Source organism: uncultured Pigmentiphaga sp., from assembly GCF_937950555.1.
In the GTDB taxonomy this organism is placed as follows: Bacteria; Pseudomonadota; Gammaproteobacteria; order Burkholderiales; family Burkholderiaceae_B; genus Pigmentiphaga.
Window position 1 is genome coordinate 21,963 of the sequence record NZ_CALFCW010000065.1, and the last position, 14,255, is coordinate 36,217.

The 14,255-nt window shown below is 64.7% G+C and carries 14 protein-coding genes; 10 read left to right on the forward strand and 4 right to left on the reverse strand.

Translation table 11 applies throughout. From position 1 onward, the window contains the following. The first annotated feature begins 76 nt into the window (after nucleotides 1-76). Entirely contained in the window at nucleotides 77-751 is a 675-nt protein-coding gene (coq7, locus tag Q0319_RS14925) for a 2-polyprenyl-3-methyl-6-methoxy-1,4-benzoquinone monooxygenase (RefSeq protein ID WP_299453913.1), read from the forward strand. Between the two features lie 5 nt (nucleotides 752-756). On the opposite strand, the gene Q0319_RS14930 is transcribed toward coq7, so the two are convergent. Together Q0319_RS14930 and Q0319_RS14935 are read right to left on the reverse strand one after the other, a co-directional pair. Further along, nucleotides 757-1,182 (reverse strand): OsmC family protein, encoded by a 426-nt coding sequence (locus Q0319_RS14930; RefSeq protein ID WP_299453915.1) that lies wholly within the window; start codon nucleotides 1,180-1,182, stop codon nucleotides 757-759. Nucleotides 1,183-2,196: 1,014 nt separating this feature from the next. Beyond that, nucleotides 2,197-2,646: a DUF4168 domain-containing protein gene (locus Q0319_RS14935; protein ID WP_299453917.1), complete on the reverse strand. Its 450-nt coding sequence runs from the start codon at nucleotides 2,644-2,646 to the stop codon at nucleotides 2,197-2,199. Nucleotides 2,647-3,083: 437 nt separating this feature from the next. Here Q0319_RS14935 and rplM point away from each other — a divergent pair, with 437 nt between their 5' ends. The 6 genes from rplM to Q0319_RS14965 all read left to right on the forward strand — a co-directional run bounded on the left by rplM (nucleotide 3,084) and on the right by Q0319_RS14965 (nucleotide 8,657). Beyond that, nucleotides 3,084-3,512 (forward strand): 50S ribosomal protein L13, encoded by a 429-nt coding sequence (rplM, locus tag Q0319_RS14940; RefSeq protein WP_299453919.1) that lies wholly within the window; start codon nucleotides 3,084-3,086, stop codon nucleotides 3,510-3,512. 10 nt (nucleotides 3,513-3,522) lie between these two features. Further along, nucleotides 3,523-3,915 carry a 30S ribosomal protein S9 gene (rpsI, locus tag Q0319_RS14945; RefSeq protein WP_296471129.1) on the forward strand — a complete coding sequence of 131 codons (393 nt, stop codon included), beginning with the start codon at nucleotides 3,523-3,525 and terminating at the stop codon, nucleotides 3,913-3,915. A 245-nt stretch (nucleotides 3,916-4,160) separates the two neighbouring features. After that, nucleotides 4,161-5,243 carry an N-acetyl-gamma-glutamyl-phosphate reductase gene (gene argC / locus Q0319_RS14950; protein WP_296471127.1) on the forward strand — a complete coding sequence of 361 codons (1,083 nt, stop codon included), beginning with the start codon at nucleotides 4,161-4,163 and terminating at the stop codon, nucleotides 5,241-5,243. Beyond that, nucleotides 5,243-6,025 (forward strand): DUF6776 family protein, encoded by a 783-nt coding sequence (locus Q0319_RS14955; protein ID WP_299453924.1) that lies wholly within the window; start codon nucleotides 5,243-5,245, stop codon nucleotides 6,023-6,025. The genes argC and Q0319_RS14955 overlap by 1 nt, the downstream gene beginning before the upstream one ends. Nucleotides 6,026-6,230: 205 nt before the next feature. Continuing rightward, on the forward strand, nucleotides 6,231-6,599 hold the full coding sequence (erpA, locus tag Q0319_RS14960) for an iron-sulfur cluster insertion protein ErpA (RefSeq protein ID WP_299453928.1): 369 nt from the start codon (nucleotides 6,231-6,233) through the stop codon (nucleotides 6,597-6,599). 93 nt (nucleotides 6,600-6,692) lie between these two features. Then, entirely contained in the window at nucleotides 6,693-8,657 is a 1,965-nt protein-coding gene (locus Q0319_RS14965) for an ATP-binding cassette domain-containing protein (RefSeq protein WP_296465074.1), read from the forward strand. 50 nt (nucleotides 8,658-8,707) lie between these two features. Here the strand turns inward: Q0319_RS14965 and Q0319_RS14970 are convergent, their stop codons facing one another. Together Q0319_RS14970 and Q0319_RS14975 are read right to left on the reverse strand one after the other, a co-directional pair. Next, a complete protein-coding gene (locus Q0319_RS14970) occupies nucleotides 8,708-9,817 on the reverse strand; it encodes an anhydro-N-acetylmuramic acid kinase (RefSeq protein ID WP_296465077.1) in 1,110 nt (369 codons plus the stop codon). 5 nt (nucleotides 9,818-9,822) lie between these two features. After that, the gene (locus tag Q0319_RS14975; RefSeq protein WP_296465080.1) at nucleotides 9,823-11,274 is read right to left on the reverse strand and encodes a M23 family metallopeptidase; all 1,452 of its coding nucleotides are present in this window, start codon (nucleotides 11,272-11,274) and stop codon (nucleotides 9,823-9,825) included. A 261-nt stretch (nucleotides 11,275-11,535) separates the two neighbouring features. Between Q0319_RS14975 and tyrS the strand changes: the two genes are divergently transcribed. From tyrS to Q0319_RS14990, 3 genes are all read left to right on the forward strand, one after another. Continuing rightward, complete coding sequence (gene tyrS, locus Q0319_RS14980; RefSeq protein ID WP_296465083.1) at nucleotides 11,536-12,813, forward strand: tyrosine--tRNA ligase; 1,278 nt, start codon at nucleotides 11,536-11,538, stop codon at nucleotides 12,811-12,813. Nucleotides 12,814-12,915: 102 nt separating this feature from the next. Beyond that, nucleotides 12,916-13,566, forward strand: coding sequence for a YbhB/YbcL family Raf kinase inhibitor-like protein (locus Q0319_RS14985; protein WP_296465085.1), 651 nt, complete (start codon nucleotides 12,916-12,918; stop codon nucleotides 13,564-13,566). Continuing rightward, nucleotides 13,559-14,212 (forward strand): histidine phosphatase family protein, encoded by a 654-nt coding sequence (locus Q0319_RS14990; protein ID WP_296465087.1) that lies wholly within the window; start codon nucleotides 13,559-13,561, stop codon nucleotides 14,210-14,212. The genes Q0319_RS14985 and Q0319_RS14990 overlap by 8 nt, the downstream gene beginning before the upstream one ends. The last annotated feature ends 43 nt before the right edge of the window (nucleotides 14,213-14,255 follow it).

Genomic DNA, 14,255 nt, shown 5'->3' on the forward strand with positions numbered 1-14,255 from the left:
CGCGCAATGGGCGGATTGCCTATACTTGAAGGCTGTCCTGAGTCGTTGTCCGGTTCCGTGCCGGATCGGAGGTTGTATGTCGGAAACGGTGTCCTTTCGTCGCGCTTCGTTGCTGGACCGGGTGCTCTCCGAGGCTGACCGCGCACTGCGCGTGCTTGCCGGCTCGGTCTCGGCGCGGCGCCCCAATCCTGCGGGGCCAGCGCCCGTAGCCGAAGAGGGCGCGGGGGAGGGCGGGCTGACCGAAGGTGAACGCCGGCATGCCGCAGGCTTGATGCGAGTCAATCACGTGGGGGAGATCTGTGCCCAGGCCTTGTATCGCGGCCAGGCGCTGGTGGCCGACAAGCCCGGTACGCGGGAGGTGTTCTTGAGGGCGGCGACGGAGGAAACGGATCACCTCGCCTGGCTCGACGAGCGCCTCAAGGAACTGCGCTCGCGCCCCAGCCTGCTGAATCCCTTGTGGTACGCCGGCGCTTTCGGCTTGGGCGTCCTGGCCGGCAAGGCTGGTGACGCGTGGAATTTGGGCTTCATGGCCGAAACCGAAAGGCAGGTGGAGCGCCACCTGGACGGTCACCTGGGAACATTGCCCGCCAATGATGTGCGCTCGCGCGCCATCGTCGAGCAGATGGCCGAAGATGAGCGGCAACATCGCGTGACGGCGGAGCAGCATGGCGGGAAGTCGCTTCCGGCGCCGGTGCGCGCTGCCATGCGGTGTGGCGCCAAGGTCATGACGTCCACCGCCTATTACATTTGAGGTGGTCAGGCGGCCTCGACGATCTCCACTGACCAACTGAGCTCGGCCGTTTTTTCCAGCATCGCCGATGCCGAGCAGTACTTTTCATGGGAAAGCTTCACCGCCCGTTCCACCGCCGCCGGCGGGAGATTCTTGCCGGTCACGGTGAAAGCGAAATGAATCTTGGTGAAGACTTTGGGGTCGGTTTCCGCGCGTTCGGCCTGTAATTTGACGGTGCAGCCCTGCACGGCGTGGCGGCCCCGCTTGAGGATGAGCACCACGTCGTAGGCCGTGCAGCCCCCGGTGCCGGCGAGGACGAGCTCCATGGGGCGCGGCGCCAGGTTATTGCCGCCCCCTTCAGGTGCGCCATCCATGACGGCCACGTGGCCGCTGCCGGTTTGGGCAGTGAAGAGCATGCCTTGGGGGCCGCCCCAGCTTACGGTGCATTCCATCTCGTTCCTCGTGCTGCGAAAGTGTCCAATCCCGCGATGATAGCGGGAAGCCAGGGAGGGCATGTACCCGGCTTTGCGATGCTGCGATCGCAAAAGAACAGCCCGGAAATACGGTCGAGCTTGCCGCAGCGGGCGAGCCCAGCTGCTTCCTGGCCGAATTCGGGACTAGGGGCGGCGAATGGTAGAAGGCAAGTGCTTGATTCATATGAATATTTTTTTCTGGCCGAGCATCCGTTTTTGTACCTAAGCAACAACCCTTAGAGTTCTTGCGACGCACAAAAGAAGATTGCTATAATTCACTTAACGGATGCCGCTTTGTATGCCGACACGGCCTCGGGCCCCTCGGCATCGTCGGATAGCACCGCAAAGCGCATCTACCGGTGTCTCCTCCACCCTCCTCCTTTGGTGGATTTGCCCGAAGCCTACAAGGCTTCGGGCTTTTTTTTGCCCATTTCCTGGCAGGTCGCCAGCGTGAGGCGTCCGGCGCGCCAGCGTCTTCGCGTGCCAGGCGGCGCACACCCACCCAAGTGGCATCGGCCCACCATGGGCCTGGGGATATGTGTTTCGCCGTTCCCCGGGGGAGGCGACGTCGCGTTCGCATGTTGCTATGCGTCAAATCGGGCGATAAACCCGCTTTAGTTCTTGAGAAACTCGCCGGGCGGTTGGCTGGTTTGCGGGCCTAGGTGTCTCTTTCAAGCAACGAAACGGAGGTAACTTACTGATCGGTAATGAATTTTGTCTGTTGAAATTCATCACCACATTGTGGTGTTTTTCGGCAAAAAGTTCTTGCAACGCACAAAACGCCTGTCTATAATTCACTCAACGGATGTCGCTTTGTATGTCGACACGGCCCCGGGCCCCTCGGCATCGTCGGATAGCACCGCAAAGCGCATCTACTGGTGTCTCCTCCACCCTCCTCCTTTGGTGGATTTGCCCGAAGCCTACAGGCTTCGGGCTTTTTTTTGCCTCGGCGGCCTGGCCGGGCGGCCTATTGCAGCCATCGGCCGGACGGCGCTAGCGCATCATCGTTCCGCCTCCGGAGGGGCTGCCCATCCCCCCGGCGCTTCCTCCCTGCATGAGTTCCCCATAGCGCTGCATCAGCGCGGGGTCTTGTTGGATGGCGGCATTGATGGAGTTGAATTCCTGGACGGTCAGGCCTTCGCTCCAAATAGCCTGGGCCTTGCGGCCGTTGGATTCGTCGAAGGTGGCCAGGGTGGCCTGCCCAGATGCGGCGCTCATGCCCGAACTCGCACCGGAAGTCGCGGCACCTCCGGATGCCTGGGGCGAGATGGCATTCACTTTTTTCGCTGCATTGGCGAAGCGCTGCAGTTGATCGGGCGTGACCGACTGGGGAGTGGCGCTCGCCTGCGGGCTGGGGGCGACGTCGCGTTGAGGGGTGCCGCATGCAGCCAGGCCGGCGGCCAGGGCGGCGGCGCTCACTATCGACTTAATGGTGGCGTTCATGGTGATGATCTCCCTATTTAGGCGTAATGCCAGGACGGCTTAGTGTCTCTCACCACCGCTATTCGAGTTTTTTCTTATGTGTTCATGTTTATCAAAGCTTGAGGCGGGCGCCCGGTGGTGGGCGTTTCGGCGGCGGGAGCCAGGAATTTGGTTACAGCTGCGCGGTCGGGTGGAGGCGAGCGCCCAGCCGGCGTCAGCCAGCATGTCGCAGGAAGCCTTTGACTGGCTCGCGGGTTTCGGGCTAACATAGCAGGCTGACCCTTTCACACGGGCAAGTGACAATGCTTAGGTGAAGGGCAGAACGCTGCCAGGAGAGCGCGTACTAGGAAGCATCCGATGGCGATTGATGCCCAATCGGTCGGTGCGCATGGCATTTCCGGCATTTGCAAATTTTGCGCCGTCAGCTTTTTTGCGGCGCGCCGTCACAGAGATCCCTCATGAAGACCTTCGTTGCGAAACCGCAAGAAGTGACGCGTGACTGGTACGTGATTGACGCCAAGGGCAAAGTCCTAGGTCGTGTGGCCAGCGAAGTCGCACGCCGTTTGCGCGGTAAACACAAGCCTGAATTCACGCCTCACGTCGATACCGGCGATTACATCGTCATCATCAATGCCGCCGACATCGTCGTCACCGGCAACAAGGCGCAGGACAAGCGCTACTACCGTCACTCGGGCTATCCCGGCGGTATCACCGAAACCACGTTCCTGAAGATGCAGCAGCGTTTTCCTGGTCGTGCGCTCCAGAAGGCCGTCAAGGGCATGCTGCCCAAGGGTCCGCTGGGCTACGCCATGATCAAGAAGCTGAAGGTGTATGCGGGACCGGAACATCCCCACACCGCTCAGCAGCCCAAGCTGCTGGAAATCTGAGGAGCCGCGCATGATCGGTAACTGGAATTACGGAACCGGCCGCCGCAAGACTTCGGTGGCCCGTGTGTTCCTGAAAAAAGGCTCGGGCAAGATCATCGTCAACGGCAAGCCCGTGGACGAGTACTTCGCGCGCGAAACGGGTCGCATGATCGTTCGCCAGCCGCTGGAACTGACCGGCCATCTGGAGTCCTTCGACTTTCACATCAACGTCCACGGCGGCGGTGTGAACGGACAAGCCGGCGCCGTGCGCCATGGCATTACCCGCGCGTTGATCGACTATGATCCGACGCTCAAGCCTGCACTGTCGCAAGCTGGCTTCGTCACCCGCGATGCCCGCGAAGTCGAACGCAAGAAGGTCGGTCTGCACAAGGCGCGTCGTCGCAAGCAGTTCAGCAAGCGCTGATCGGCTTCGATCTTCCTCGTCCCCGGTTGCCCCGGGGAAGGGCAAAAAAGGCCGCAGCGATGCGGCCTTTTTTTCGTCCCCGCTTTCCATTTTCGGTCGGAGTTCGCCTGACCGGCGGCGCCGAGCGGGGGTAACATCAACGGGTTATATTTTCGAACGGACAATTTTTCCCTGGCCGGGCGGCCGGAAGCGGCGCGTGTCACCGCCTACCGGTCGATACGCACCGCACCAGGGAGGAGATTCTGATGAGCAAGACAGAGGCGGGTTCCGCCAAGATCAAGATAGGCATCGTCGGCGGCACGGGCTATACGGGCGTGGAACTCCTGCGCCTCCTGTCGCAGCATCCGAACGCGGAGCTGGTCGCCATCACCTCCCGCAAGGAAGACGGCATGCCCGTGGCCGACATGTTCTCTAACCTCCGCGGCAAGGTGGATTTGGCGTTTTCGTCGCCGGACAAGGCGCCGCTCGCGGACTGCGACGTGGTGTTCTTCGCCACGCCCCACGGCGTGGCCATGGCGCAGGCTCGAGAGTTGCTCGCCGCGGGCGCCAAGATCATCGACCTGGCAGCGGATTTTCGCCTTCAGGACACCGCTGCGTTCGAGAAGTGGTATCGCATGCCGCATGCTTGCCCGGACGTGCTGCGCGAGTCGGTGTACGGCCTGCCCGAGCTCAACCGCGAGAAGATCCGCGGCGCACGCGTGGTCGGCAACCCCGGGTGCTATCCCACCACCGTGCTTCTCGGACTGGCGCCCCTGCTCGAAGGCAAGGCCGGCTCGTCGTCGCCGCTCATTGACGCCAGCACGCTGATTGCCGATTGCAAGTCCGGCGTCACGGGCGCGGGCCGCAAGGCGGAGCTGCACATCCTGTTTTCGGAAGCGAGCGACAATTTCAAGGCGTACGGCGTGTCGGGCCACCGGCATCATCCGGAGATCGTGGAGCACCTGCAGGCGCTGCATGGCGGGCCCGTGGGCCTGACCTTCGTGCCGCACCTCACGCCCATGGTGCGCGGCATGCATTCGACGCTCTACGCCCGCATCGACCCCAAGGCGCGAGAGGTCGACTTCCAGAAACTGTACGAAGAGCGCTACGCCAATGAGCCCTTCGTCGACGTCATGCCTGCCGGCAGCACCCCGGAAACCCGCTCCGTGCGGGCCTCCAACATGATCCGCATCGCCGTGCACCGGCCTGGCAACGGCGACCAGCTCGTCATCCTCGTGGCGCAGGACAACTTGGTCAAGGGGGCGTCCGGCCAGGCCGTGCAGAACATGAACATCATGTTCGGGTTGCCCGAGGATGCGGGCCTCGGGCATGTCGCCGTGCTGCCTTGATGAAGCGCCGGCCAATTTTTCCCGCCCTCGTGCCGCGTCGGCTGCGGCGCGACACGACCTCCGATGTGACGCGGCTGGCCCGCGGCTCGCCGGGGCGCCTGGCGGGATTGTTGTTGCTCCTCGCCCTCGGCGCGGCGTTGGGTACCAGCCTGTACGAGTCGGCCCGGCGACTCATCGGCGGCGCCCCGCCAGTGTCGGCGTCGGAGGTGGCCCAACTGCGTGCGGAGAACCAGCGGCTGATCGCGGACAACGAGCGCCTGCAGGGCAGCTTGGCCGCAGCGGAGAGCCGCCTGGCGATTGAGCGGGCGGCCAAGGACCAACTGGCGGCCGATTTGAGGGCGGCGCACAAGGAAATGGGGGACTTGCGCAATGACCTGGCCTTTTTCGACCAGCTCATCCCCATGGACCCCCGCCAAGCCCAAGTCAGTATCCGGTCGGCCGAGCTCGAACGCCAAGGCGACGGACTGCGTTACCGCGTCTTGTTGATGCGCGCGGGCAGGCCGTCCGGCGAATTCAAGGGGCGGTTGCAGTTCTCCGCATCGGGCACGCGTGGCGGCGTGGAGACGACCATGGACCTGCGGCCCTTCGTGATGACGGACGACGGGGAGGCGGGCGAGGCCGCGTCTCCCAGGCCGGATCCTCTCGCGCTGCGGTTCCGCCAGTACCAGAGGGCCGAAGGGACGCTCGAAGTGCCCGACGGCTTCGAGGTGCGCAGCGTCACGGTGCGCGTGGTCGAGGGCGGCGTGGTACGCTCGCAAAGCACGGTCAAATTGCCGGCATGACGTGCAGGCCGAGGCCTTGAACGTTTGCGGATTACCGCCATCTAACCCCTAGAGCCTGCCGGCTCCGCCCGCGAGTATCCCTGTCACCGCCAGGGTTGAAATCGAGCGCCAACGGCGGTTGAATTACCTATTAACCCAAGATCTACAGTCAATCGGCGCATACGCGGTGCCAGGCCACCAGCCGGCGCGTATGCAAGGAGCAGTCATGAACGCAGCAGTCGAACAAGCCACCCTCGAAGCCCCTCCCACCCCGCTCGTGTTTACCGATGCGGCGGCCGCCAAGGTCAAGGAGCTGATCGACGAGGAGGGCAATCCAGCGCTCAAGTTGCGCGTTTTCGTACAGGGCGGCGGCTGTTCCGGCTTCCAGTACGGGTTCACCTTCGACGAAGAAGTGAACGAGGACGACACCCAACTGGAGAAGAACGGCGTACAGCTGTTGATCGACGCCATGAGCTACCAGTACCTGGTGGGCGCGGAAATCGACTACAAGGAAGGCCTGGAAGGCGCCCAGTTCGTCATCAAGAACCCGAACGCCACCGCCACGTGCGGCTGCGGCTCGTCGTTCTCGGTCTAAACGCCGAACCGTCGTCTTTTCTTTACTCCGAGCGCCCTCGCGCAAGCCAGGGCGCTTTTCGTTTGTCCACGGCCGTCGGCCGGCATTCGTTTCATGGCTCTCATCGCACTGACCGACATCGAACTGGCATATGGCCACGTTCCCCTGCTCCACCAGGCCAACTTCTCCGTCGAGGCTGGCGAGCGGGTGGGATTGATCGGCCGCAACGGTACCGGCAAGTCGTCCCTGCTCAAATTGCTCGACGGGCGCATCCAGCCCGACGATGGACTGATCTCGCGCCAGGACGGCCTGAAAATCGCCACCGTGGAGCAGGAGCCCATCTTCGATGAGTCGGGCACGGTGTTCGACGCGGTCAGCGAAGGGTTGGCCAAGGGGCGCGACCTGTTGCGCGCCTACCAGCGGTTGACCCACGAGCTGGCGGAGAACCCGGCAGGACCCCGGCACGACGCCCTGATGGCCCGCTTGCAAGGCCTTCAGGCGGAGCTGGAGGCGCACGACGGCTGGACTGTGCAGGCTAGGGTAGAGGCTACCCTAGCCAAGCTGAACCTGCCGGCCGATGCACCGGTGGCAGGGCTATCGGGCGGCACGCGCAAGCGGGTCGCTCTGGCGCGCGCATTACTCGGCGATCCCGATCTCCTGTTGTTGGACGAACCGACGAACCATCTCGATTTCGAAGCCATCGCGTGGCTCGAAGAGCTGCTCAAGGCGTTCCCCGGCAGCGTGGTCTTCATTACCCACGATCGCCGCTTCCTGGACGCGGTGGCCACGCGCATCGTAGAACTGGACCGCGGCGCATTGACGAGTTTTCCGGGATCGTTCTCCGCTTACCAGGCGCGCAAGGCGGAGATGCTGGAGGCCGAGCGCCTCGAGCACGCGCGTTTCGACAAGCTGCTCGCGCAGGAGGAGGCGTGGATACGCAAGGGGGTCGAAGCGCGCCGCACGCGCAGCGTCGGACGCGTCAAGCGGCTGGAGCAGCTGCGCCTGCAGCGCGCCGAACGCCGCGAGCGAATGGGCAAGGTCACGATAGATGTGGCCGAGGGGCAGCGTTCGGGCAAGCTGGTCGCTGAGTTGACGAATGTCTCGAAATCCTTTGGCGAAAAGACCGTGATCCGCTCGTTCTCGACCACCGTACTCCGGGGCGACCGCATCGGCATCATCGGCCCCAACGGCGCGGGCAAGACCACGCTGCTCAAATTGATCCTGGGCGAGCTGGCCCCCGACTCCGGCACGGTGCGGCAGGGGACCAACCTGGCCGTGGCCTACTTTGACCAAATGCGCAGCCAATTGGACGACGACATGGCCTTGGCCGACGTCATCAGCCCTGGCAGCGAATGGATCGAGATCAGCGGCCAGCGCAAGCACGTGATGAGCTATTTGGGAGACTTCCTGTTTCCGCCCGAGCGAGCCCGTTCGCCCGTCAAGAGCCTCTCCGGCGGCGAACGGGCTCGCCTGCTGCTGGCGCGATTGTTCGCCCGCCCTGCAAACGTCCTGGTGCTCGACGAGCCGACCAACGACCTGGACATCGAAACCTTGGAACTGCTCGAAGAGCTGCTCCAGGACTACCCGGGCACGGTGTTTCTCGTGAGCCACGACCGCATGTTCCTCGACAACGTCGTGACGCAGACCATCGCCTACGAGGGAAATGCGCAATGGCGCGACTACGTCGGGGGCTACGAGGATTGGGCCGCGCAGCGTGCGCGGGCGCAGGAGGCGCAGTTGCGCGCGGGCGCAGCCAAGTCGCGCGAACCGGCCAAGGGAAAAAAGGAAGCGCCAGGCGAGGCCGCGGCGGGAAATGCCGGCGGTGCGGCGGCGCCGGCCAAGCCTGCCGGCCGATCTCGCCTCAGCTCCTGGGAAGCGAGGGAGCTCGAAGGGCTGCCCGACGTCATTGCCGCGCTCGAGGCTGAACAACAGAAGCTTACTGATCGTCTCGCCGATGGCCGCATCTATCGCGACAACCCGGAAGAGGCGATCGCCGTCCAGCAGCGCATCGCCGAAATCGAAGAAGAATTGATGGCCAAGCTGGAGCGTTGGGAGCTGCTGGAAAGCAAGCGTAGTTGACCGCGGTGTGGCACAGCAACTGCCGGGGCCCGTGCCACGGCGGACGGTGCTCAGGCGGGGTAGTAAGCGCCTAATACCCGGGGGCCGGCGGCCCCCGTCACGGCCGGAAGATTGCCGGCCAGGCCTTCCACGTGCCGGTATGCGAGCCAGGCGAAGGCCAGCGCTTCCATTTGCTGGGCCGGCACGTTCGCATCGTCCGTGGGGGCGACCGGGCAGGGAAGCGCCGCCGCCAGCGCACGCATCAATCCCACGTTGCGGGCGCCGCCACCGCATACCCATACCTTCTCGCAGCCGGGCTGTTGCCTGCGGATTTCCCGGGCGACCGTTTCGACCGTCAATGACTGGAGGGTGGCTTGCACGTCGGCAGCCAGCAGCGGGCCATGCGCCGCCTGCCAGGCATCCAGGCGGCTGTCCAGCCAAGCCTCGTTGAACAGGTCCCGGCCGGTCGACTTGGGAGGCGGAGCGGCCAGCCACGGTTCGGAGGCGATGAGCTCCGACAGCAAGGCGGGTTGGGGGGTGCCGGAGGCGGCGAACCGCCCGTCGCGGTCGTACGGCTGTCCGGTATGGCGCGCGCACCACGCATCCAGCAGCAGGTTGGCCGGCCCGGTGTCGTAACCGACGACGCCGTCGGGCGACAGGAAGGTCACGTTGGCGATGCCCCCCAGGTTGAGGACGGCTTGAGGCGTTGCGGTGCCGAACACTGCCGCGTGGAAGGCGGGGGCGAGCGGCGCGCCTTGGCCCCCGGCGGCCAGGTCGCGGCTGCGCAGGTCGGCGACGACAGCGATGCCCGTCAATTCGGCAAGCCGGGCGGGAGCGTTCAATTGCACGGTATAGCCCGCGTCAGGCCGGTGCCGCACGGTCTGGCCGTGGGCGCCGATGGCGCGTATCTGGGCTGCCGCCAGGCCGGTCTGGGCAAGGAGTTCTGCCACCACCTTGGCGTAGAGTTCCGCCAGTTCGAGGGCCGCCAGGGACATGCGGTGGACTTCGTCGAAGCCCGGCCGGTTGAGCGCCAGCAGGCTCGCCCTCAGTTCGGCGGGCATGCCGACGTCCGCATGCCCGAGGATGCGGGGCGCGGTGCCGGAAAAGTCCGCCGCCACGCCGTCCACGCCATCCAGACTGGTGCCCGACATCAGTCCGATGTAGAGGCCCGTCCGGGGCATGGCTGCTACTGGCTCGCGAGCGCGACGTCGTCGGAAGGCGCGTCGTCGTTCGCCAGTCGGGCCAGGAGCTCCATCTGGTGGCGCAGCGGTTCGGTGTGCTTCTTGAACAGCGCGAGGCCGCGGGCGTTGAGGTCCGGCGCCGGGGGCAGGGCGACGGTGAGCGGATCCACCGGCTTGCCGGCGATGCGGAACTCATAGTGCAGGTGGGGGCCGGTGGCCCAGCCGGTCGAGCCCACGCGCCCGATGAATTGGCCCTGCGAGACGCGCGAACCCTTGGTGAGGCCAGGAGCGAAGGAGCTCATGTGCGCGTAAAGCGTGGAATATTGGCCGTGGTGGCGGATGATCACGACGTTGCCGTAGCCGTTTTGGCGGCCGATGAACTCGATCGTGCCATCTGCGGTGCTGCGGATGGGCGTGCCGTGCGGCGCGCCATAATCCACGCCCTTGTGCTCGCGCCAGGTCTTGAAGATGGGATGCAGGCGGCGGGAGAAGCCGGACGTGACGCGGGTGAACTCCATGGGCGAGCGCAGGAACGCCTTGCGCAGGCTCTTGCCCTCGAACGTGTAGTAGCCGCCTTCCGTGCCGGGCTGCTGGTCGAACCACACGGCCTGGTGGGCCGTTCCTTTGTTGACGAATTCGAGCGCGAGCACCCGGCCGGCCTGCACGTAGTTGCCTTGGTGGGTATAAACCTCGTAGACCACGTTGAAATAGTCGCCGCGCCGCAGGTCGCGATGGAAATCGATCTCGCCCGAAAGAATCTCGGCAATTTGGGTGGCGACGCTGTCGGGGATGTTGGCGGCGTCGGTGGCGCCGAACAGCGAGCTGTGGATCTGGCCGTGGGCGACCCGGGTCTGGCGCTCCGTGTCGAGTTGAACTTCCTTCGCGGAGATGCCTTCCGCCGTGCGTTCGATCTGCAGCAGGCGCGAAACCACCTTGCCATTGACTTCGGCGCCCGGGGTGTGGACATAGCGCAGCCAGCGGACTTCGCCCTGCGCGTTGGTCGATGCCTGGACGATGCGGCCGGGATAGAGCTGGTAGAGGCTGCGGGCGTCAGGCGACTTGCGTACGAAGGCCTCGAACTCGGGATCGTCCACGCCCAGCCGGTTCAGGAGGGATGCGACGGAGTCGCCCCGCTGCACGCGCTCTTCGCGGATGAAATCGGGGGCTTCGGCTTCCTGTTGGGTGACTTGCTCGGCGAGGTCCGGCAATTCCAGCGACTCGACTATCCGGGATGTCGGTAGCAGGGCCGCGTCCGGCGCCAGGGGCGCCACGCCGATCGCGCCGGCAGTCACGAACAGCCCGGCGGCACCGACGCCGATGACGATGCGGCGCTTGAGCGGAGACGAGGTGAGGGTGTAGGTGGCGGGATGGGAGGTGATGCGGGAGAGTACTTGGTGCACCGCTGCGGCAATGCGCTTGAGCATCGCCCCGGCGATGCCGGAAAACTTACGATTCATGCGTCCTGGCCCCTGGGGTCGGTTGGGCTAGAATTGCTCCAGGGCACGGCCCCGAAGCGCGGCGTGTTCCAGCCCTGATTCGTTGTACTGCCGCAACGCGATAAGCGCGGCACGAAGAAAACCCTCAGTTCGATACGCGCGAACCGCAACTCTCTTTGTAACAACGGGATGGGCCGGAGATTGGCCGAGTATATAGAAAGTCCCGCGGCCCTGCCAATACGATTATTTACAATCTACATACTTTTCCGAACAGTTCCCGCCATGGCTGAAACGAAATCGAGCGACCCGTCCGTATCTCTCCCCAGTGCGCCGGAGTCGAGGCAGACATATCCGGTTACACCCGAGGTCGAGCGGGATCTCGCCATCGTCAAGCGTGGCTGTGATGAACTGCTGGTGGAAGCAGAGTTCGCGCAAAAGCTGGCGCGCAGCCGCGCAACGGGTGTTCCGCTGCGCATCAAGCTGGGCCTGGATCCGACGGCACCCGACATCCACCTCGGCCATACGGTGGTGCTGAACAAGATGCGCCAGTTGCAGGAGCTCGGCCATACCGTCATCTTCCTGATCGGCGATTTCACGTCCATGATCGGGGACCCGAGCGGGCGCAATGCCACCCGCCCGCCGCTCACGCGCGAGCAGATCGAGGCCAATGCGCAGACCTACTACGCCCAGGCCAGCCTGGTATTGGATCCGGCCCGCACCGAAGTCCGCTATAACTCGGAGTGGTGCGACCCCCTCGGGGCGCGCGGCATGATCCAGCTGGCCTCGCGCTATACCGTCGCCCGCATGCTCGAGCGGGAAGATTTCACCAAGCGCTTCAAGAACGGCGTGCCGATCTCCGTCCACGAGTTTCTCTATCCGCTGATGCAGGGCTACGACTCCGTGGCGCTGCGGGCGGACCTCGAGCTGGGTGGCACGGACCAGAAATTCAACCTCCTGGTGGGGCGCGAGCTGCAGAAAGAATACGGCCAGGAGCCCCAGTGCATCCTGACCATGCCGTTGCTGGAGGGGACGGACGGCGTCGAGAAGATGTCCAAGTCCAAGAACAACTACATCGGCATTTCGGAATCGCCCGAATCCATGTTCGGCAAGCTGATGTCCATTTCGGACACCTTGATGTGGCGTTACTACGAGCTGCTCTCCTTCAAGTCGATGGAGGAGATCGCGCAGTTGAAGCAGGATGCCGAAAACGGCCGCAATCCGCGCGACATCAAGGTCTTGCTGGCGAAGGAGATCGTGACCCGCTTTCACTCCGCGACGGCGGCCGACCAGGCACTGGCGGATTTCGAGGCACGCTTCAAGCAAAAAGCCATTCCCGACCAAATGCCGGAGGTGACGGTGGCGGGTGCTCCGCTCGGCATTCTGCAGCTATTGCGCGAGTCCGGCCTGTGCGCGTCGGCTTCCGAGGCGCAGCGCAACATCGAACAGGGTGGGGTGCGCGTCGATTCCGTCAAGATCGAGAACAAAGGCCTCAAACTGGAAGCCGGCACCTACGTCGTGCAAGTGGGTAAGCGGAAATTCGCCCGGGTCACGGTACGATGACGGTACGCCGGCCGCCTTTCGGCGCGGGAAGCCGCGCCGGCAGGCTGCGCCCGGGCCCTAGGCACATCATTGCCGTGGTGAACGATTTTTAGGAGTATCGCGATGAAGCTCTGGAGCAATTCCTTCCTGGATGGCCAACCCATCCCCGCGCGTTATGCCTTCGGCAAGATCGATCCCAAGACGCAGGTGACGCTGTCGGACAACGTCAACCCGCACCTGGCGTGGGACGATGTGCCGCAGGGCACGCAATCGTTCGCGCTCATCTGCCACGACTACGACGTGCCCAGCAAGGGCGACGACGTGAACCAGGCAGGCCGGCAGGTGCCCGCCGATTTGCCGCGCGTGGATTTTTTCCATTGGGTGCTGGTGGACATCCCCGCCTCCAAGACCGAGATCGAAGAGGGCGAGTTCAGCACCGGCGTCACGCCGCGGGGCAAGGCCGGCCCGCATGCGCCGGGCGGTACCCGCCAGGGCATCAATGACTACACCGGGTGGTTCGCGGCCGACCACGACATGAGCGGCGATTACTACGGCTACGACGGACCGTGCCCGCCGTGGAACGATTCCATCGTGCACCACTACGTCTTCACCGTCTACGCGCTGGACGTACCCAAGGTTGACGTGGAGGGCAAGTTCACCGGGGCCGACGTGCGGCGTGCGATCGAAAAACACGTGCTCGCCCACGCGACGCTTACCGGGACCTATACCCTGAATCCCGCGCTGGCTCCGACGCAGATCGCTGCCCATGACTGAGGTTTGGCTGGTCCGCCATGGCGAAACCGAGTGGAACCGGTTGCGTCGCGTCCAGGGCACCCTCGACATCGGCCTGAACGCGCTGGGCCGTGTCCAGGCCGAGAAGGTGGCGTCTCGCTTTCATCCGGAGCGCGACCGGGTGGCGGCGATCTACAGCAGCGACCTCGCCCGGGCGCACGACACCGCCCGGCCAACCGCGGCACGCCTCGGGCTGTCGGTCCGCTTGGATCCGGGGTTGCGTGAGCGTAAATACGGCATTTTCGAAGGGCTCAGCTTTGACGAGCTGGCCGCGCGCCATCCCGAGGCCGCCGTGGCCGTGCGCGAGCGCCACCCCGATTACGAGCTGCAGGGGGGGGAGTCGCTGCGCCAGTTTCACCAGCGCGTGGTGGCGACGCTGGATCGCATCGCCGCCGCGCACGTTGGAGAGCGCATATTGGTATTTACGCACAGCGGCGTGCTGGATACCGCCTATCGGCATGCCCAAGGGCTGTCGCTGCGGGCCGAGCGCCGCCATACGCTGCACAACGTCAGCATCAATCGCCTGGTGATCGATGCAGGCGCGTGGCGGGTGGAAGCTTGGGGCGACGTGGCCCACCTGGAAGGCGGCCAGCAGGACGCGTGGGAAGAACCGGCCGACGCCGCCTAGCGTGGCTTGCCGCGCGGCGCGGCGCTGGGGCGATGCGGAGCCG